The organism is Paenarthrobacter sp. C1 (genome assembly GCF_049315185.1).
Taxonomy (GTDB): Bacteria; Actinomycetota; Actinomycetes; order Actinomycetales; family Micrococcaceae; genus Arthrobacter; species Arthrobacter nicotinovorans.
The window spans coordinates 438,093-454,934 of sequence record NZ_CP186053.1; the positions used below are offsets into that span (position 1 = coordinate 438,093).

The following is a 16,842-nucleotide window of genomic DNA, read 5'->3' on the forward strand; positions in this document are numbered from 1 at the left end:
TCCCGGTTCTTGCCTAAAGGGGGCCGCTTCGAACTGGACAGGGAGACACCTGCAACGAACTCCGCCCCGCACTGCGTACACATCCCTCAACTTGAAGCTCAACCGTCCAACGACAGATTAGAGTTTGGCCATGCCTATCAAACGCACCGTCCACTGGACCCTGCTCGCTGACCCCGACACATCCCTTGAAGCCGTCGCCGCCGCCGTCTCCAAAGCCAAGTTCACCCTCGAGACCCAAACCCCCGGCCAGCTCAAGATCGATGTCCCCCCTCACTGCGCCTGAATCAGTGGGCCGCCAAGATTGAGGGCGCCGTGGAAGGTGAGGGCAACCGGACCCACATCAAGTGGACCATTGAGGGCATGGGAGACAAGCACTACGCCCACATTGCCAAGATCGCCAAGGGACTCCCTGACGGGATGCTCTACGACCGAGGAATTCCGGCATTGATGGCCAAAACCCTCGGCCTCGCCTTCGCCATCGGCGAGATTACCCACCTTCCGAACGTGATGGACCGTGGCGAAACTGTCCTGGCGTTGGCCGTCGGTAAGGTCAACGGGAAATCGGCTCTCGGCGTTGTCACAGACAGCCGTGTCTTCTTCCTCGACAAGGGCCTGGTTGCCGTCCGTGAGTCGCTTACCGCCTTCGATCTGGGTGTAATTCAGACGGTCCATACGACCAAGTCCGCTGGAGGTGAGTCGCTGACCATCACCTACTCTGGCATGACCGCAGTGATGACTCACATCCCCCACGGCTCCGGGGACACCCTCGCAGAGGCGATCCGCTCAGCCAAGGCAGCTCAGTCGGCATCAGCACCGGCTGCCCTGGGCCAGGTTCAAAGCCCTGATGTAATCGGGCAGCTGGAGCGCCTCGCAGCGCTTCGGTCGCAAGGGATCCTGACAGAGGACGAGTTCCAGGTTCAGAAGTCTTCCCTGCTGGCCAAGGGCTGACCGCCCTGACAGCGTCAGCGGGATGCTTCCCAAGGCGGAAGCGTCCCGGTGACGCTGCCCCGACTGGTGAGCGGATGCTCCGCTTCCGCACACATGAGCGGCATGGTTATCCAGAAGCACACTCCCGACGAGCTTGCCCTGCACATGTTCAAGGTCGACACCGGCGATCATGAGATGGAGGTTGCCCTCGACCAGGGCCTCTACCGGCACCTGCGTTTCCGCAAGCCAGGCACCGGCCTCTACTGGTACGACATCGTCACGATACCCGGCCGGTTGACGTTCCACGGCAACATCGGCACGTACGTGTTCGCCCGCACCGAGGACATGTTCACCTTCTTCGAAAGCAGCGGCCGCCGCATCAACCCCAGCTACTGGGCCGAGAAGGTCCAGGCCCAGGACGTCCACAGCCCGGCGAGCGAGTACTCCCGGGATATCTTCGTGGGTCACGTCATGGAGGATTTCTGGAACAGCCGGGAGACTCTGGACGACGCCGCCGACGTCTGGCGCGAAATCCGCGAAGAACTCCTCGACGAATACGGCCCGTCCGGAGACCAGTCCCTGGCCATCAGCGCAGCCATGGGGTTCCGGCACGGCGCCTTCGAGTTCTACGACGTCACCGACTGGCGGCTGACCGCCTACAGCCACCAATTCCTGTACGCCCTGCACGCAATCGTTGACGGCATCCGCCGATACCGCGAACACACCGCGTCCCTCCAGTTGGCAGAAGTTGCGGCATGACACGTCGCATCGCGAGCAAGGGCTAGGACCATGACCGACTACATCACCTACCGCGATGTCCGCGAGATTACCGTGCGCCTTCCACGCGACGAATACGAAGCTGAACACTCCTATGGCGAGGACATCGTGAAGGCTGAGGTGGTCTCCCGCGAAGAGATCGGCCGGCGCCACGAGATCGACTACGCCGTGGGCACCGACCTTGAAGCCGAGCTGTACTACCTGCTGGCCGACGGCGAAAAGATCTTCGAGTCGCGCAGCCACGACGCATGCGTCGAGCACGCCGGCTCCCTCGGCGATGACATCTCCCGTGTCTTCCTCTTCGGGGACCTCGACGATCCGGACAAGTCCTGGAAGATCATGGCCGAAAGCAGGGCTGCCGCCGCGGCCCGGACAGCAGGCACATCATGAGCCTGCCCGCAGAGGCACTCGACGCCGCGAAAGAGGCCATGCGTGAAGTTACCCCGCCACCCGGAATCAGCAAGAAAGACTGGATCGCCGAACACGGCACTTGGGCTTTGTTCGCCGGGGGCGGTCGCCGCAGGCGCCCCGTTCATCGCTGCCCAAGCCCTGGATGAGGCCGCCGCCGACCTGCAGGAATCCGTCGATGTGATCCGGGTCCGCTCCTACGACGCCGGCATCGACAACAACGACACGCTCCACGCCATGACCACCGATCTGGGGTGGCTCCAGCACCGCGCCGCCGAACTCCGGCCCGCCGACCCGTAAGAATGAGGAACCCATGAGCTACACCCCGATGCCCGCCCATCTCGACCAGCAGCTGCAGGCCGTGGTGCGGGAGATCAGCAGCCCCCAGACTGACGCTGGCAACACCGTCTTCGTCATCCGCGAAGCCCTCGCCCAGGCCTACGCGGCCGGGCACAAGGACGCCCACACCCAGGCCATGAGCCACCAATGGTTCACCGAGGAGCTCAGGAAGACCTACGAAGCCCGACAGGCCAAGCTCGACCAAGCCACCACGGCCCCCGCTGCGGCTGCAACCGGACCGGAGAACATCGATGACTGACCACATCACCATCCGCGAAACCATCGAATACACGGTCCCCCTGCAAGGCTGGGAGAACGGTGACTTCAGCCACCTGACCCACCTGGACGCGACCAGCACCAAGTCGGTCCTGCGCGAAATCATTGACCTCCGGCACGAACCCGACTACGTCCTCGGCCTGGACGAGGAACGGCAGGTGCACATCCTCTACGCCGACAGTGTCGAGGCTTTCACGCACCGCAGCCACGACGCGGTCATCGCCCACTTCCGCCAGCTGACCGGCTACACAGGGCACATCGAACTCTTCGACGACCTCGAAGACCCGGACAAGTCGTGGAGCATGACGTGAGCCCTATAACTGAACAGCCTGCAACCCTCGAAGACCATTCCGTCCCCCGCTCGGATCCTCGCCCCGACTGGAACGAATGGGCGATGGGCATCGCGACGGCAGTGGCTGCCCGCGCCGACTGCTCCCGGGCACAGGTCGGGGCCGTCATCATCACCACTGACATGCGCATCGTCGCTACCGGCTACAACGGAGCACCGTCTCGAATGGCCGGCTGCCTCACAAGCAGCGCCTGCCCACGGGCCACGGTCGGTAAAGACTACGGCAGTTCCTACGACACCGGCCCCGGCGCCTGCATCAGCATCCACGCCGAGGCCAACGCCCTCCTCCGCGCCAGCTGGGACGACATGAAAGGCTCGACACTCACCACTACGAAGAGGCCCTGCGACGGCTGCTGGAAGCTGATCCTGGCGACACCACTGGCCAGAGTCGAATGGCCCGGCGGCGGACACACCCTGAAGTAGGCTTCCCGTCCGGAGACCTGAACACCGGGGTCCGCACACATTAGTGCCATGGAAACCTTCTACGGACGCGTCCACACCCTCGAGATGTTCTTCTCCTATGACGCCGACGGCAAGCTCGAATTCAAGCCCTTCAACACCGCCTATGGCATGGTCCACCCATCGGAAGGCCCCGGCGCCGACCTCAACGACGTCGAACTCGTCCTCAACGACGGCGAGTACTTCCAGGTTCACGGCTTCTACCGCGCCAGCGACGGCGGGAACTTCCTCAACTATGGCGACGCCTACCGGAAGGCACTCGGCAGTGGTGAGCAAGGTTCAATCGCCGACATCGTCATCGTCGCCCCGGCCGAGCCGAGGGTCGTCACGGCTCTGGCCGCCGACGGCACCGAGGTCGTCATGGGCCAGAACACGCAGTGGCGAACTGTCCGTCTTCCGGAGCGAGTCCGCTTCATCAACCGCCCCGCCACCGGTCCCGAAACCGCTTAGAGGAACCATGGACCTGAATATCGTCGACACCAGCTACGGCTGCGACAGCCTGACCGCGAAGCTGACGCAGACAGCACACGCCCAGATACCCCACCCCGGTGTGCCGGCCCGGCACACCATCTTGCAGGTGCGCATCATCAATACCTCGCTCGACAAGAACGCCCACGCCAGTGTCAGTGTCCTCAACCATGCGGCCATGACCTGGACCGAGCTGCTGTCCCTGCCGGCCAGCGAATGGCGGGCAGGGGTCCCCAACCCCACCGGCTCCACCGACCCCCAAGCTGCGATGGAAGAACTGGCGGCATCGCTGTTCGCACGGGCGGAACGGATCCTGGGCTACTGACCGCGGCGGGTCGGGGAGCTTTTCGCCGTACACCGCACACATGTCGCCCATGAGAACGCTTACCCAGCACACCGAGCTCCCGGAGCTTCCGCTCGAGTCGATCATTGTCGATGACACGGACACCCCGATGCAGGTCATTGACCCGAACCTTGTCGGCATCCTGGCCGGACCCGAGGCTGGCTTCTTCCGGGTCATCTCCGACCCGGCGGCCGTCGCCCTTCCCGCCACGGTGCGCTGGGAACCGTTGAGCTGATGGACAACCCCGCCTACTTCACCGTCGCATGGCATGCAGATGACACCGCCTGGGACTTCACAGATGCAGGTCTTTTCGGTTCCCTCCGTGCCGCCAAAGACGAGGCCGCGAAACGCCAGGCCAACACCGACGTTCCCGACCTGATGTTCGCCCCGGCCGTCATCTCGATGCTGGACCAGGACCCCGTCAGTGGAACTCCGATGAGCCACCTTAATCCGCCCAACGCCACCGGATACGCCATGGCGTCCCTGAGCGTGCCCGACTCGGCGCGCCGCAGCCTGGACCATACTCTCCATGAGGACTTCGAGACTGTGCTCGGCATGGCCCAAGGTGTCCGCAGCCATAACCGGCGCCGCGGCAACGACACCGTCGTCGACGTCGTCGCCGTCACCGTGATCGACCTCGCGGAACTGGAGAGCACCCCAGGGTGAGCGGCGCCCGGGGCTGCCGCACACATCAGCGGCAAGGACACACGCCGTGGCCCTGCACCCCTGGAACCGGAGACCTCAGATGCCCCCTCGCCTGCTTCCCATCGACACCAAAACGGTCGCCCGCCGCCTCGAGCTGAACCCCGGCACCGTCACCCTGGCAGCAGCCAAAGTCATCATCAACGGCTTGGGCTTGGACGCCGAAGCCGACGGGCACAGCGGACTCGCGACGGAAGCCTTCGAGCTCGCCATCGACGTGCAGGCGATCGCCGACGCCCCCGAACCTGGCGGCCTCGTTGCCTCCGCCCGGATGATCCAGGACATGGACGACATCGTCCTGAAGGCATACGAGCTGCGAAACAACACAGCCGGCGCCTATGACCGGTACGACAAGCACACCGTCCAGGCCACTGAGGCCCTTGAGATCCTTACCGCCACAGTCGTGAAGCTCGAGGCGGCCGACTTTGAACTGCGGACAGGGGCACGCGCCGCGTAGCCTGCGGGCAGGGCTCCAGAGTGTGCCGCACACATGGGGAGGACAGACAGCACCGATCCCGAAGGACGCCCCCGTGTTTGAACGCTTCACCGACACCGCCCGCCGCGTTGTCGTCCTCGCCCAGGAAGAGGCGCGGATGCTCAACCACAACTACGTCGGCACCGAGCATCTGCTCATCGCACTCACCGAAGACCTCGCCCATGCAGGCCAGGCCCTCACGGCGCACGGCGTCACGCGCGACAAAGTCCGCGGCCACATCGCCGAGCTCATCGGCGAGGGAATCACCTCCTCCCCCGGCCACATCCCGTTCACACCCGCTTCCCGGCAGGTCCTGCTGAACGCACTGCGCAGCGCCCTTGCCTGCAGCGTGAACTACATCGACTCCGGGCACATCCTCCACTCCCTGCTCACCGGCGACACCTCCCTTGTTCCGGTAGCCCACCAGGCCATCACTGGCTGCGGCGCTACCGTGGAGGCCGTCAATGAAAGCCTCACCGACCTGATGACCGATCCCAACGCACCGGAGCCTGGGCCGCAGGCCCGCTTCGTGCGCGCCGCCTGAGAAGGAACAAACACCATGAGCGACCTGCCTCAGACCATCAAGCGGTGGTGCTGCGACGCGTACAAGTCGTGCGGGAACACCACCCTGTATCTGGCCACGTTCGACGGCCCGGAAGGCTACCCGGCCCTCTACGACTACCAGCGCGGCAACGAGAACAGCTACACCGGCGGCTGGCAGACGGAGCAGTCCATCCGCGACTGGCTCGAAGCCACCAAGGACAACATCCAGGAGGAACGCAATGATTGAGCGCTTCACCCAAAACGCCCGCAACATCATCGTCCTCGCTCAACGCGAATCCCGCGCGCTCTCCCACAACTACATGGGTTCCGAAACTTGCATGATCGACCGAAGGTCATGCCAACTGTTGGAGATTAACCGGGCAGCTCAGTCATCATCGGCCGCCCGGCGAAGCTCATCCTCGCCGTACCCAAACATGTAGTCCTCGTCTTCCCCGCGGGAGCGCCAGATGTCGGCCGCGTCAGAAACACTGAGAGACCCACCGTCGTCATCGTTGTCGTCGTTCGGGTCATATTGGCTGATCAGGACCTGCGGATCGTTATGGTCTTCCCCGATCGCGCAGCGGCAGGGTACGGAGTAGCGCCGCTCCTCGTCACCCATGATGGACTCGGAAATCTCGGTAAGGCGTTGATGCTTGGCTCCGGTGGCCATGTCTCCCCCATCGTTCAGGCCAGGCCTCGTGCCCGGCAATGTCATGCTATTCGGAACCACAGCGAAAGCGCATGCTCCGGTGAGCAAGTCCTGCTTCTCCGCACACATGAGTCCCATGACGCACACACCCGACCCCCGCGCAGAAGGCCTGTCGACCAACGACTACTGCAAGCTGCTCCCCCGCCGTCGCCACTCCTACGAAGGCCGGGGCAAAATCCTCCTGCTTCCTTCCAGTGGACTCGTCGTAGTCCCCTTCCAAGAACACACCGGAGGCTGGGACGTCACCGTTGTCGAGGGTCACGGAAGCTACCCGGTCGGAGGCCACCATCTCTCCGTAGGCGACGCCGAAATCGAAACCGCAATCGAACTTTCCCTTGGAGATCCCATCCCGCTGCACTTCGTCAACAGCGCCGCGGAAGTCGAGGCCCTGGAGGACGGCACCTACATTCTGACCCGCTCCCGTGGCGGGTTGTCCAAAGCCACCGTTGGCAGCGAAACCCGCTGGGTCCGGAGCATCATCGACAAGGTTTCCCTGCGCACCGATGAGATCGCCGACCAGTTCCCCGTCGTCGTCCCTGGCGCAGCACCGTCCCCCTTGAACGACCCAGCACCGTCCCCGGAATACGTGCACAGCCGCGAAGAAGCCGAGGCACTGCCGGACCGTGAGACGATCCTCACGCCGGGCGGCATCGTGTTCCGCAAATGGGTCGGCTACTACCGCGAAGGCGAGAGCACCTGGTGCCGCTTCATGCATAACCCCATCACCACTGACCTGCTCGATGAGGAAATACATTTCCCGGCCAAGGTCCTCGGAACGACGTACGCCGAGGTCTCCGAACAGAAGAAGGCTTCCAATGTTTGAGAAGTTCGACGACACCGCACGGTCCGCCCTCGTCATGGCGAAAGACATCGCCGCCAAGTTCAACCAGGACCACATCAACACCAGCCACCTGCTCCTGGCGGTCACCGGATACACCTCCCCCGAGATCCGCTGGCACAACCCTCCGGGCATCTCCCCGAAGACGGAAGCCATCATCGCCGCGCTCGGTACCACCGCGGATGCGGTCATCGCCCAGACGGTCGCTGCCATGAAGTACGGCACCAGCCACGACGACGGCAAGCACTACCCGTTCACACCGAACCTGAAGCAGGTCCTGGAGTACGCGCTGCGATCGTCCATGATGCTCGGCGACAGCCACATCGGGGCCGAGCACCTGCTCGCCGGACTCGCGCGCAACAGCTCCGGCACCGCCGGCGCAGCCCTCCTCCGACTCGGGATCACCGACGCCAAAATCCACACCGCCATCCAGGACTCCACCCCGCCGCCGTCCCCGACCGCTGCGCGCCCATGCGCCGTCTACCTGCCGGTCGGCAAGTCGATCTTCAAGAACGGCGGCAAGATTTACCCGGACCTCGCCACCGCGCAGGCCGCCCACCCGGACCAGGAGATCGCACCCTTCGTCATTCACCTGGGCGAAGGTGAATTCTTCGACGTCGGCACCGCACACCCGCGGTTCAGTTCCTGGGGCAGGTTCGCGTCCTACGCCGACGCATTCACTGCCGCCGAAAAGTTCAGGGAGGTCCAGGGCGCCGACATCCAGATCCGCATCCTGGTCCCCGACGTGAAGGAACTGCGCGGCAAAGACTCCGCCGGCCGTGACGTCGTCCTGGGCCGCTCGGTCGAATACGCGCACGTGAAAATGATGTCGAGGATCGCGGCCGCCCACGCCGACGCTGTGGAGGCCTCCGGGAAAGAAACCGCTGGTGTTTGACCGGTTCAAGGAACAGGCCGCGTAGGCCCGGCCGGTCGGCGCCATCCGTCCAGCGCTGAGCACCGCCCACGGAGTCGCGCTGCGCCGAGCACGCGATGCGATCGCCCAGGCCAAGTCAGCCTTGAGTCGCACGGCCCGCTAGCGTCCGCCCCTATTGCGTTCAGCCAACAGCAGCTCCTCGATGAGCAGCGCCTGAGTTTTCTCCTCTGAATAGATCCCCTTGACCCACTCCGGTTGGAAGAAGCCTATGGCTCCTTCGTAGACAACACCGGGCGGGAGGCCGTGAACTTCGAACAGCCTGGTTTGTCCCGAACGGTAACCCTTGGCGTTCGCCGCCTCAGGAGTTTCGAGCCCCTCGATGAGGCTACTGCTGCCGCAGCTGATCCAGCGGCCATCCCTAAGAATCACGTAGCGGGTGTATGGCTGTCCGTACTCTGTACGCTGCTGTGGATCGCGGTCCGTCACGACCCACCCTTCGCCGAGGACCCCGCTAAATAGACACTTGCCCCATTCACCGCTACGCAACTCCACAACCGTCCGGGGAAGAAAGCCGATCGCGTCGGCCTGGCGGGCGAAGTCGTCCGCCATCCTTTGCATCGCTGCCGACGCCCTTTTCAAAGTCCTCGCCAGTTCAGCCAGACGAGATTTTTCCACGGCATCTGCAGCTGCCAGTTCTGCACGCCGTGCCGCCAGACGCTCCTCGAAGTCCATGGCCAAATCCTGCCACGAGCAAAGCGAACCGAACCAGTTGTCACCCTGTCTCAAGTCGCACCCCTTTCCCGCGCCGCCGCAGGTGGTGCGGTGGGGTGGGCCGGCGGTAGCCGCAGACCCGGGGCAGGCGGAAAGTTTTCAGTGGCAGCAGCTGGATCGGCATATTAAGAGGACTCGGGGCTTCGCCCCTCGTCCTTGGCGTGATCCGATTCGTTCATCGTCCAGTCCATCGTGGTGTTCTCCGCGGTGTGGTTCTTCTTTGTGTTCTTCTGGGCCCGGCGGCCCGAGCCCCCGGCCTGGCGGCCGTGAGCTCCGCGGCATGTTTTTCGCCGCGGCACGCTGTTTGTTGTTCGTGCTTCGCTGCGCTCCGCGTCCGCGCTGCGCGCGGCCCGGCGTGTTGTCCTTCTCGTCTGCCGACTCGTTGTTCGTTCCGGGGCTCTGGCCGCTGCGCGGCCGGTGCCGTGTTCTTTCCGCTCTCCGGGGTCTTCGTTGTCGCTGCGCTCCGCCTCCGTCCCCGTTTCGCTGCGCGGTGCCGGTTTCTGCGTCACCTGTTGTTCTGTCCGCTGGGCGTCGTGTTTTTCTCAGGGCTTCGCCCTGGGCCGGGTGGTCCCTCCGTGGCGTGTTGTCTCGTCGTTGGTGGCGCCTGCGGCGGGCGGTCAGGTGCCCGGCTCGTTTCGCGTGCTGGTCCACGGTTCGTTTCTCGTTGTCCGGGGCTGCGCCCCGTCCCCTGCACCTGCGGCGCAGTGCTTCGCCGGCGTCCGACCTTTTCATCGCGTCATCGGAGTGTTTCTCCGGGGGCTGCGCCCCTCGCTTGTCGGCCCGTCTTCCGCTGTGGTTCACGATGCGTTTCCCGGGGCTTCGCCCGGGAGCGTTGGTTGTTCCGCGGCGTTCTTGTTCCGGCGTCGTGTGCGCCTGCGGCGGGCGGTGACGTCGTGGTTTCCTCTGCGGTTCGCTGGATGTTTCTCGGGGGCTGCGCCCCCGGTCACGTAGACGGAATGTTCACACCGCGATGAACGGGGTGGACAGCATGCGCTCCGCGTACGTGGCTGACACGGCGGACAACCGGACCGGCGTGACAAACCGTCCACGCCATCCACCATTGCGAAGCAATTCGTCTCGCAGCCCGCAGCACCATGACGAACAACGTCACGCCCCAACTTCCCGCGCCGCAGGCATCCCACCAGGTCACACAAGACCGAAACCAGCCACCCACGCCACCGGGGCGAAGCCCCCACCACCGCCAGAACTTCCACCCACCCTCTATGTGTGCCAGGCACCCACCCGCCGGCCGCAGGCCAACCTCGTCAACACCAATTGACGAACCCACAAGCCACACCCACGTGGCACCCACTGCCCGCCGCAGGCGCGTTAAAGGCCCGCCGCAGGCGACACACCGGCCAGGACACGACGGCACAGGACCACCCAAAAGTTTTTGGGTGAAAGTTCGGTCAAAGGCCGTCACTTCCGCGGAGGAGCCGCACACAGGAAATGTAGAAGCGTAAGAGCAGACGGTCTGTCCGGAAGACACCAAAACGCTTGCGCATGACGGTCAGACATGTTCTCGGCGAACACCATTTTTATAGAGGGGAAGCCTCGGCGGGCTGGCCGGCCCGGCTACGGGCGATTCGGGGATTTTCACAGCGAGTCAAAGTCTGTAAAAAGCCCCAAATCCGCCTAGTCGGGTCTGCAGGGCCGCCATCAGGCTATCTACGCATGTTCCAGGGTATGGAACAGCGTATTTTCCGGCTGGCGCGAGCCGGCGGCATCGACACCAACCCCACAACCTTCACGCAGCGGGCCGGAACCTTCGCGTCCGCCGCAATCAACACCGGACAGGCCACGCTCCTGACCCGCCGCGAGAAGTCCGGGCTCAACGGTTACCTCATCCTCCCGGCCGCTGCGCTCGGAACCAACGCCCCGCTGCACCTGGCCCACACCGTCGGCGCCCGGGCCGAAGAGGCGCAGATGCCCGAGGATCTGGGTGACACTCCGGCCATCGGAACGCTGAACTACAGGCCCTCGCCGGTGTTGCGGGAGACCCAGGCCGGCATCGACCCGACCGAACTTCCGCGGCTGCTGGCCAACGCGATGCCCGAAGGCACCTGGGTGGCTGTCACCATACGGAAACCGTCGAACAAGGAACGGAAGTTCTACACTCCGTGGCTGGCGAACCGCCTGGGCACCGCGGTTCCGACGCACCACTCCACGTCCCCGAACGCTGTCGTCGTCTCCATCACCGCAGGCGGTTCATCCCGCGAGGAAGTGACATCACTGCTGTCCCAGGTCACCGCGGGTCTGCCGGGTTTTGATCTCGACTCCGGGGTGCGGTTCGCGCCGAAACATCACGGACTGCTGTTCGGTCTTCCCCTCGGCCTTCTGCTGGCCGTGGCCACGCTGTTCGGGTTGCCGATGATCCCCGCCGAGTACGCACAGTTCATCCCGGCTGCCGTCTCCCCCATACTAGTTGCCCTCTCCGGCATCGCCGCCGTGCTCGGCGTTGCCGCCCTCACGGGCCGGGTCTCCTCACCGGAGACGAAGCTGCGCAACCGGCTGGCGGCGCCCGACTTCCCGGCGCCAGCCGCACGGCGCGGACGGCCCCGGCCGCCGCGGAAGGAACTGACCATCCGCGGACATCGGAACGTCAATGGCGAGAAGGTTGCCTTCGAAAAATTCGTGCCGGCTTCCGACGGTGACTACCCGCTGGCGCCGGACACTTTCATGGTCGGACCCAATGTTGTGGTGGGCATGGTCTCCCCCCACGCCGGAGCCGTCTCCGGTGCTGCAGCGACCCGGGCCCGCGCCACGCCGCCGGTGATGTTGCAGGAGATCGGTCCTCTCCTCGGGACCAACGATGATGGTTCGGCCCACCTGTCCGCGGCCGCCATGCTCTTCGGTGTGGCCGTGGTCGGTAAGCCCGGCTCGGGCAAATCGCTGCTGGTCCGGTCGCTGTTCGGGTGGCACTGCCTGGAGCGGGTCAACCCCTCGGGCAAGCCCGGGTACCCGGGCGCGAACAACACCCTCATTGCGTTCGAGTCCAAGGGCGACGGCGTGGCCAAGTACATCCAGTGGGCGCACACCCTCGGCGACAAGGTCCTCGCCATCGACGTTGCCGACCCTCGCACACCGGCCATCGACTTGTTCTCCGTCCCGGGTGACAACGCGACCAAGGCGGTGTTTTTCACCAACGCCCTCAAGTACACGTTCGGTGCCGAGGCCATCGGTGTCAGGTCGTTCCCGACGATCGTCGCCGTCCTCACAGCTGCACTGTCCGTGGACGAACGTGTCCTGGAATCGATCGAGGACCGCGACGAACGGATCCTCAAGCCCGCTATGTCCCCGCTTTACTACGCCTACCAGCTGCTCGCCGGAACCTCCGACAAGGTCGCCGTCCAGCTGGCCAACGGGATCAAGGCTTTGGGCATCAAACTGCGCGAACGCGGCGAGCCCGACGAAGTCCTGGAGCAGGCATACATCGCCATCTCCTCCCTCTTCGAGGACCGCACCGAATCGGCGCGCCGGCCGTTCCTCGAGCCGCCGAGGAACAAGTTCGAGCAGCTGCTCATCATGGAGGACTGGTGGAGCCCGTCCCGCCGGAAAGTCAGCTGGACCGACATCCTTGAAGGCCACCGCTCCGTTGTCATCAACACCGGGTCTTCCCCGTCCGGCGTCCTCCTCGATGACGAACAGAACCAGCAGATTTCCTCGCTGCTGATGTACGGGCTGCAGAACGCACTCAAGCGCACCTGCTCCGGCTGGCTGGAAGCCGGACGGTCCGTATCCGTCTTCGCCGACGAGCTGTCCCTCCTGGCCGGCACCTCCCCCGAGATCATCACCTGGATCCGCGACCAGGGCCGGTCCTACGGCATCCGCGCCATCCTCGCCACCCAGCGGCCCGAGCAGCTCGGCGCCGCCCTGCGCAACAACTTCCTCACCTACTCCACGCTGATCTCCTTCGCCCAGACAGACGTGACCACCGCCGGTGAAGTGGCTGCGAACGTCGGCTCCAACGGCGAATGGACCACTGAAGACATCCAGCATCTGGAGCCGTACCACGTCGTGGTCCGCGCCGAAGTGGACCAGCGCCGGCAGTCCGCGTTCATCGTCAAGCTGCCCAACTTCGAAGCCGACATGTCCTCCTACGCGACAGCGCAGGGATACACCCACGAACCCGCAGGAGCCTACCCGTGGTAACCGTCGCCCCCGAACGCCGCATCATCGAAGACGGCATCCACGCCGAGATGATGCCCTCGGCAAACCCGGACGATGACCTGGCGATGCACAACCGCCGGGACCCGTACTGGGACCGGCTCTGGGCACCGGGCTCCCAGGCGAACTGGATGACCGGCGCGATCGCCCGCTACGAAAAAGCCGAAGGCATCAACCGGGGAAACGCGAAGCTGAACCTGGAGCCGGAGGTGGCGTTGCGGACCCTCACCTCCAACCGGGGACGCACCGACCGGCTCGGAGCCTGGGGCGTGCTCGATTCCTGGCGGACCGTATCCTCCGAGCAGCTGGCAGCCTTCACCGGCTGCCGGTACTTCCTGGACCCGAACCACTCCACCCTTGCCGCATCCTTCGCCCTGGACCTTATCGACATCGGCACGTACCCCAACAAGAGCCGGCCGAACCCGGGCATGAACCGCAATGTCATCTACCGCACGTCCAACTCGGACACCTTCGGCAAGGTCATCGAACCAACCCTCACCGGACCTGAGCTGCTGTCCGTCACCGCAGGACACCCCTGGTCCACCGGCGGCCAGTACGACCGGCACAACATTCTCTCCACCGAGCTCGCCCTGCGCGCCGCCGAGTACCTTCCCGTCGGAGCCGTCCTGGGCGAGAAGCTCTCCACCGTGGACCTCCTCGCCGGCGCCGGCTTGGGAAAGAAGCTGCCGAAGGCGGACAACCGCCGCGCCGACGGCACCATCATCCGCGAAGACGGAATGCGCATCGTGTTCGAACTGACCGCCACGGCATCCGCGTCCTTTGAGAACAAGGTACGCCGCTGGGCGGACCTGATCGCGGCCCGCCCACTGGAAACCTCCGGGCTGACCGTGGTGTTCATCGCCGCCCCACACCCGGACCGTGCCAAGCACACTGCCGCCGACCCGCGCCATGCCATCTACAAGAAGATGGCCGTCGTGCTCCGGGATTTCCCCGGCCGCGGCAAAGACTCCCCCGCCGCGCGCATCGGCGTCGCCCACTGGGAGGAGTGGTTCCCGAACCGGCACCTGCTTAGCGAAGCGTTCCTGAACCTGGAAGCCGACTTTGCGATCAACGATGCAACGGGGCCGGACCGGTGGGTGACCCGCGGCCTGCTCAACGACTACGCCTTCGAGCCCTGGCACACCTTTGACGCCACGGCCGTCCTGGAAAACGCCCCGCTGCTTGCCGCGACACCGCACTGGATGCGTAAGGGTGACCATACCCATCTGATCGGTTCCCCGATGGACCGTGCCGGCGTTGACGTCCCCCACCCAGCGCCGGCGAAGCCGCACCTGACCAAAGGCCGGCCGCTTGGCGCCGCGGTCGGCAACGGCGGGGAAGCGAAACTCCCGCCCCGGCTCCGCATCAATTGGTGACCCGAGAGGTAGCCTGTAGCCAACCGGATGAGGAGATCGAGTGGACAACCCTTTCGACAGCGCCTACGACGCCGTGCTCCGTCGCGAGGAGGACGGCCGGACCCGTGAACTGCAGAACCAGCGTGCTGACGCTGCCCGTCGCCAGCACGCCCGTGCTGTCGCCGAACCGTACCTGTTGAGCGTTGCACCCGCAGTCCTCCGCCGGCTGACCGACCTGGGGATCGGCCCGATCACTGACCCCGTGAGTGCACGTTCCTGGCCGGCACCCGCTCCGCGCACGGAGGTCCCGTATTGGCCGCTGCAGGCCACGTACGGACCGGACGGACGAATCACCACCCTTTACGGCACGCAGCTGTGCATGACAGCTGAAGGGTACTTCGTGCTGAACCCCAAGCTCCCAGGACACCAAGGCTTCGCTGAACTGCTCGACGCTGTCTACGTCATCCGGCAGCAGCCGCTCTACAGCGACGTTGAGCGCTCTGCCCCGGTGTGCGTTGAAGACAGAACCGACCGCGTCTGTGTCGCCACCCATGGCTACGACAACGCCATCGTCACAGAGTTCTCGGACCATGTTGCCGAGCACGTGCGGCTCCTCCACCGGGCCTCTCAGCTCGGACCGATCTGGAACCACTGAACGCTGACTTCCAATTCTGTCCGGGCCGTGAGGCGAGGGCGGTGACCGGGTTGGCTACAGCGGAACCGTGTCGTCCGACGCGCTAAGGGCGGGGGGCTCTGGGGCCGGCCACGAGTTCAAGGTGCCGTAGCCATGGTCCCCGCGGTAGAACACCTCGCCCCTGAAAGGCCGACCGTCAGTCTCGAAGGCGATGCGGATGATGTAGTAGTCCAAGCCGTGTTCGCCGCCCGCCCATTCGCCGACGATGGTGAAACTCTCAACGGGTTCTGCGTCCATTCCTTCGCACCACCGCTGCAGTGCTCCCGGTACGGATGCCAGCGCTGCGTCGCGGAATTCGACCGGGCCATCGTGTCCAGCCTCGCGTGCACGCCACGTTGCTTCTACCTTGTCCAGAAATCCCATCCGGGCCTCCATCGACTGATCGTTGGCTCCATCACTACGCGACCGCTCGGACGGGGTCAACCCTTCGTTGGGCAACTGAAGCACGACAGCTCTCATGCCTTTGCCTACGCATGTTTCCGGGTATGAGCGAAAAGAATCTGAAAGAACGCGTCCTGGACCAGACCGCCAAGGACAAGAAGGAAATCGAAGACTGGATGTTCGGCCCCGGAGGCAAAGTCCTCGGCGCCATCATCGTCCTCCTCGGCATCTGGACCATCGTCCGGTTCTTCTGGTCCTGATGAGCAACGGTATCTACGGCCGCGCCGCCACCGGCCTGCAGGACGCATCGTGGGCGGTCAACGAGAGTGTCGCGAAGATCGGTGCCAAGGGCGAGCAGAAGACCGAAATGCTGTTGAACGGTTTCGCCAAGAAGGCCGCCGTGCTGCACGACCTGCGCATCCCGCTGCCGGGTTTCAAAGCCAACATCGACCACGCCGTTGTCTCGGGCAAGTCGGTACTGCTGGTCGACTCCAAGATGTGGAAGCCGGGCTTCTACTGGTCGCTGCTTGGCTACCGCCGCGGCTGGGAGAAGGCACCGCACATCGGCAAATCCCAGGAGTACGTCTCCACCGCGATGAACTCCTTCCTGAAAGGGACCGGCGCCAAAGTCCTCACCCCGCACCTGGTCGTCTGGTCCTCCCGCGACGGGCAGCCGTTAAGCACTTGGATGCTCAACGTTCCAGGCGCCGAAGTGGTCAACGGCCTGCGCATCGTTCCGGTCATGAAGTCCTTCGTCCGCGGCGGCTCCGCCGACCCGGTCATCGTCCGGCGACTGCAGGAACTGCTCGTCAGGACGCCGCGGCCGGCACGGCAGCAGACCGCTTCTTGGTCTGACTCCGGCCAGTTCGCGGCACCGTCCCGGCCGGCGCGTCCCGACGTGTACGCCGACGCTGACCCGTTCGCCTGACCGCCGCGGCTATCACCGGCGCATAGAAAAGCCAGAACAGCTTTCACCCTAGAAAGGCC

Annotated in this window: 25 protein-coding genes; 22 read left to right on the forward strand and 3 right to left on the reverse strand. The window is 64.8% G+C overall.

What is annotated here, in order from left to right:
• The first annotated feature begins 130 nt into the window (after positions 1 to 130).
• The 15 genes from ACNAOU_RS25210 to ACNAOU_RS25280 all read left to right on the forward strand — a co-directional run bounded on the left by ACNAOU_RS25210 (position 131) and on the right by ACNAOU_RS25280 (position 6,313).
• A complete protein-coding gene (locus tag ACNAOU_RS25210) occupies positions 131 to 283 on the forward strand; it encodes a hypothetical protein (RefSeq protein WP_422759204.1) in 153 nt (50 codons plus the stop codon).
• 29 nt (positions 284 to 312) lie between these two features.
• Positions 313 to 948 (forward strand): PH domain-containing protein, encoded by a 636-nt coding sequence (locus ACNAOU_RS25215; protein ID WP_422759205.1) that lies wholly within the window; start codon positions 313 to 315, stop codon positions 946 to 948.
• 102 nt (positions 949 to 1,050) lie between these two features.
• A complete protein-coding gene (locus ACNAOU_RS25220) occupies positions 1,051 to 1,686 on the forward strand; it encodes a hypothetical protein (RefSeq protein ID WP_422759206.1) in 636 nt (211 codons plus the stop codon).
• 30 nt (positions 1,687 to 1,716) lie between these two features.
• Positions 1,717 to 2,094: a hypothetical protein gene (locus ACNAOU_RS25225; RefSeq protein ID WP_422759207.1), complete on the forward strand. Its 378-nt coding sequence runs from the start codon at positions 1,717 to 1,719 to the stop codon at positions 2,092 to 2,094.
• Between the two features lie 42 nt (positions 2,095 to 2,136).
• Positions 2,137 to 2,412 (forward strand): hypothetical protein, encoded by a 276-nt coding sequence (locus tag ACNAOU_RS25230; RefSeq protein ID WP_422759208.1) that lies wholly within the window; start codon positions 2,137 to 2,139, stop codon positions 2,410 to 2,412.
• 13 nt (positions 2,413 to 2,425) lie between these two features.
• Positions 2,426 to 2,710, forward strand: a complete 285-nt coding sequence (locus tag ACNAOU_RS25235; RefSeq protein WP_422759209.1) for a hypothetical protein — start codon at positions 2,426 to 2,428, stop codon at positions 2,708 to 2,710.
• Positions 2,703 to 3,038, forward strand: a complete 336-nt coding sequence (locus tag ACNAOU_RS25240) for a hypothetical protein (RefSeq protein WP_422759210.1) — start codon at positions 2,703 to 2,705, stop codon at positions 3,036 to 3,038. The genes ACNAOU_RS25235 and ACNAOU_RS25240 overlap by 8 nt, the downstream gene beginning before the upstream one ends.
• Positions 3,035 to 3,499, forward strand: coding sequence for a deoxycytidylate deaminase (locus ACNAOU_RS25245; protein WP_422759211.1), 465 nt, complete (start codon positions 3,035 to 3,037; stop codon positions 3,497 to 3,499). Before ACNAOU_RS25240 ends, ACNAOU_RS25245 begins: the two co-directional genes overlap by 4 nt.
• A gap of 48 nt (positions 3,500 to 3,547) precedes the next feature.
• Positions 3,548 to 3,985, forward strand: a complete 438-nt coding sequence (locus tag ACNAOU_RS25250) for a hypothetical protein (RefSeq protein ID WP_422759212.1) — start codon at positions 3,548 to 3,550, stop codon at positions 3,983 to 3,985.
• Between the two features lie 7 nt (positions 3,986 to 3,992).
• A complete protein-coding gene (locus tag ACNAOU_RS25255) occupies positions 3,993 to 4,328 on the forward strand; it encodes a hypothetical protein (RefSeq protein ID WP_422759213.1) in 336 nt (111 codons plus the stop codon).
• Positions 4,329 to 4,377: 49 nt separating this feature from the next.
• Positions 4,378 to 4,581, forward strand: coding sequence for a hypothetical protein (locus ACNAOU_RS25260; RefSeq protein ID WP_422759214.1), 204 nt, complete (start codon positions 4,378 to 4,380; stop codon positions 4,579 to 4,581).
• On the forward strand, positions 4,581 to 5,012 hold the full coding sequence (locus ACNAOU_RS25265; RefSeq protein WP_422759215.1) for a hypothetical protein: 432 nt from the start codon (positions 4,581 to 4,583) through the stop codon (positions 5,010 to 5,012). The genes ACNAOU_RS25260 and ACNAOU_RS25265 overlap by 1 nt, the downstream gene beginning before the upstream one ends.
• A 79-nt stretch (positions 5,013 to 5,091) precedes the next feature.
• Entirely contained in the window at positions 5,092 to 5,505 is a 414-nt protein-coding gene (locus tag ACNAOU_RS25270) for a hypothetical protein (protein WP_422759216.1), read from the forward strand.
• A 73-nt stretch (positions 5,506 to 5,578) separates the two neighbouring features.
• The gene (locus tag ACNAOU_RS25275; protein WP_422759217.1) at positions 5,579 to 6,067 is read left to right on the forward strand and encodes a Clp protease N-terminal domain-containing protein; all 489 of its coding nucleotides are present in this window, start codon (positions 5,579 to 5,581) and stop codon (positions 6,065 to 6,067) included.
• Between the two features lie 15 nt (positions 6,068 to 6,082).
• Positions 6,083 to 6,313: a hypothetical protein gene (locus ACNAOU_RS25280; RefSeq protein ID WP_422759218.1), complete on the forward strand. Its 231-nt coding sequence runs from the start codon at positions 6,083 to 6,085 to the stop codon at positions 6,311 to 6,313.
• A gap of 138 nt (positions 6,314 to 6,451) precedes the next feature.
• Here ACNAOU_RS25280 and ACNAOU_RS25285 read toward each other — a convergent pair whose 3' ends face one another.
• Positions 6,452 to 6,736, reverse strand: a complete 285-nt coding sequence (locus ACNAOU_RS25285) for a hypothetical protein (RefSeq protein WP_422759219.1) — start codon at positions 6,734 to 6,736, stop codon at positions 6,452 to 6,454.
• 115 nt (positions 6,737 to 6,851) lie between these two features.
• Between ACNAOU_RS25285 and ACNAOU_RS25290 the strand changes: the two genes are divergently transcribed.
• Complete coding sequence (locus ACNAOU_RS25290) at positions 6,852 to 7,598, forward strand: hypothetical protein (protein WP_422759220.1); 747 nt, start codon at positions 6,852 to 6,854, stop codon at positions 7,596 to 7,598.
• Positions 7,591 to 8,508: a Clp protease N-terminal domain-containing protein gene (locus ACNAOU_RS25295; protein ID WP_422759221.1), complete on the forward strand. Its 918-nt coding sequence runs from the start codon at positions 7,591 to 7,593 to the stop codon at positions 8,506 to 8,508. The genes ACNAOU_RS25290 and ACNAOU_RS25295 overlap by 8 nt, the downstream gene beginning before the upstream one ends.
• Positions 8,509 to 8,646: 138 nt before the next feature.
• On the opposite strand, the gene ACNAOU_RS25300 is transcribed toward ACNAOU_RS25295, so the two are convergent.
• Entirely contained in the window at positions 8,647 to 9,219 is a 573-nt protein-coding gene (locus tag ACNAOU_RS25300) for a hypothetical protein (protein WP_422759222.1), read from the reverse strand.
• A gap of 1,725 nt (positions 9,220 to 10,944) precedes the next feature.
• Between ACNAOU_RS25300 and ACNAOU_RS25305 the strand changes: the two genes are divergently transcribed.
• From ACNAOU_RS25305 to ACNAOU_RS25315, 3 genes are read left to right on the forward strand one after another with little or no spacing between them, the layout of a single operon-like run.
• Positions 10,945 to 13,410: a type IV secretory system conjugative DNA transfer family protein gene (locus tag ACNAOU_RS25305; protein WP_422759223.1), complete on the forward strand. Its 2,466-nt coding sequence runs from the start codon at positions 10,945 to 10,947 to the stop codon at positions 13,408 to 13,410.
• Positions 13,404 to 14,801 carry a hypothetical protein gene (locus ACNAOU_RS25310; protein WP_422759224.1) on the forward strand — a complete coding sequence of 466 codons (1,398 nt, stop codon included), beginning with the start codon at positions 13,404 to 13,406 and terminating at the stop codon, positions 14,799 to 14,801. The genes ACNAOU_RS25305 and ACNAOU_RS25310 overlap by 7 nt, the downstream gene beginning before the upstream one ends.
• 40 nt (positions 14,802 to 14,841) lie before the next feature.
• Positions 14,842 to 15,435, forward strand: a complete 594-nt coding sequence (locus ACNAOU_RS25315) for a hypothetical protein (protein WP_422759225.1) — start codon at positions 14,842 to 14,844, stop codon at positions 15,433 to 15,435.
• Between the two features lie 54 nt (positions 15,436 to 15,489).
• Here the strand turns inward: ACNAOU_RS25315 and ACNAOU_RS25320 are convergent, their stop codons facing one another.
• Entirely contained in the window at positions 15,490 to 15,837 is a 348-nt protein-coding gene (locus ACNAOU_RS25320; protein WP_422759226.1) for a hypothetical protein, read from the reverse strand.
• A gap of 122 nt (positions 15,838 to 15,959) precedes the next feature.
• Here ACNAOU_RS25320 and ACNAOU_RS25325 point away from each other — a divergent pair, with 122 nt between their 5' ends.
• Both ACNAOU_RS25325 and ACNAOU_RS25330 read left to right on the forward strand, forming a co-directional pair.
• Positions 15,960 to 16,115: a hypothetical protein gene (locus tag ACNAOU_RS25325; RefSeq protein ID WP_422759227.1), complete on the forward strand. Its 156-nt coding sequence runs from the start codon at positions 15,960 to 15,962 to the stop codon at positions 16,113 to 16,115.
• Positions 16,115 to 16,783: a nuclease-related domain-containing protein gene (locus ACNAOU_RS25330; protein ID WP_422759228.1), complete on the forward strand. Its 669-nt coding sequence runs from the start codon at positions 16,115 to 16,117 to the stop codon at positions 16,781 to 16,783. The genes ACNAOU_RS25325 and ACNAOU_RS25330 overlap by 1 nt, the downstream gene beginning before the upstream one ends.
• Positions 16,784 to 16,842 lie beyond the last annotated feature (59 nt).

Coding starts and splice junctions, on each gene's coding strand:
- ACNAOU_RS25210 (WP_422759204.1), top strand. CDS start 131: ATGCCTATCAAACGCACCGTCCACTGGACCCTGCTCGCTGACCCCGAC.
- ACNAOU_RS25220 (WP_422759206.1), top strand. CDS start 1,051: ATGGTTATCCAGAAGCACACTCCCGACGAGCTTGCCCTGCACATGTTC.
- ACNAOU_RS25225 (WP_422759207.1), top strand. CDS start 1,717: ATGACCGACTACATCACCTACCGCGATGTCCGCGAGATTACCGTGCGC.
- ACNAOU_RS25235 (WP_422759209.1), top strand. CDS start 2,426: ATGAGCTACACCCCGATGCCCGCCCATCTCGACCAGCAGCTGCAGGCC.
- ACNAOU_RS25240 (WP_422759210.1), top strand. CDS start 2,703: ATGACTGACCACATCACCATCCGCGAAACCATCGAATACACGGTCCCC.
- ACNAOU_RS25250 (WP_422759212.1), top strand. CDS start 3,548: ATGGAAACCTTCTACGGACGCGTCCACACCCTCGAGATGTTCTTCTCC.
- ACNAOU_RS25255 (WP_422759213.1), top strand. CDS start 3,993: ATGGACCTGAATATCGTCGACACCAGCTACGGCTGCGACAGCCTGACC.
- ACNAOU_RS25260 (WP_422759214.1), top strand. CDS start 4,378: ATGAGAACGCTTACCCAGCACACCGAGCTCCCGGAGCTTCCGCTCGAG.
- ACNAOU_RS25265 (WP_422759215.1), top strand. CDS start 4,581: ATGGACAACCCCGCCTACTTCACCGTCGCATGGCATGCAGATGACACC.
- ACNAOU_RS25270 (WP_422759216.1), top strand. CDS start 5,092: ATGCCCCCTCGCCTGCTTCCCATCGACACCAAAACGGTCGCCCGCCGC.
- ACNAOU_RS25280 (WP_422759218.1), top strand. CDS start 6,083: ATGAGCGACCTGCCTCAGACCATCAAGCGGTGGTGCTGCGACGCGTAC.
- ACNAOU_RS25285 (WP_422759219.1), bottom strand. CDS start 6,736: ATGGCCACCGGAGCCAAGCATCAACGCCTTACCGAGATTTCCGAGTCC.
- ACNAOU_RS25290 (WP_422759220.1), top strand. CDS start 6,852: ATGACGCACACACCCGACCCCCGCGCAGAAGGCCTGTCGACCAACGAC.
- ACNAOU_RS25295 (WP_422759221.1), top strand. CDS start 7,591: ATGTTTGAGAAGTTCGACGACACCGCACGGTCCGCCCTCGTCATGGCG.
- ACNAOU_RS25300 (WP_422759222.1), bottom strand. CDS start 9,219: ATGGACTTCGAGGAGCGTCTGGCGGCACGGCGTGCAGAACTGGCAGCT.
- ACNAOU_RS25305 (WP_422759223.1), top strand. CDS start 10,945: ATGGAACAGCGTATTTTCCGGCTGGCGCGAGCCGGCGGCATCGACACC.
- ACNAOU_RS25320 (WP_422759226.1), bottom strand. CDS start 15,837: ATGGGATTTCTGGACAAGGTAGAAGCAACGTGGCGTGCACGCGAGGCT.
- ACNAOU_RS25325 (WP_422759227.1), top strand. CDS start 15,960: ATGAGCGAAAAGAATCTGAAAGAACGCGTCCTGGACCAGACCGCCAAG.
- ACNAOU_RS25330 (WP_422759228.1), top strand. CDS start 16,115: ATGAGCAACGGTATCTACGGCCGCGCCGCCACCGGCCTGCAGGACGCA.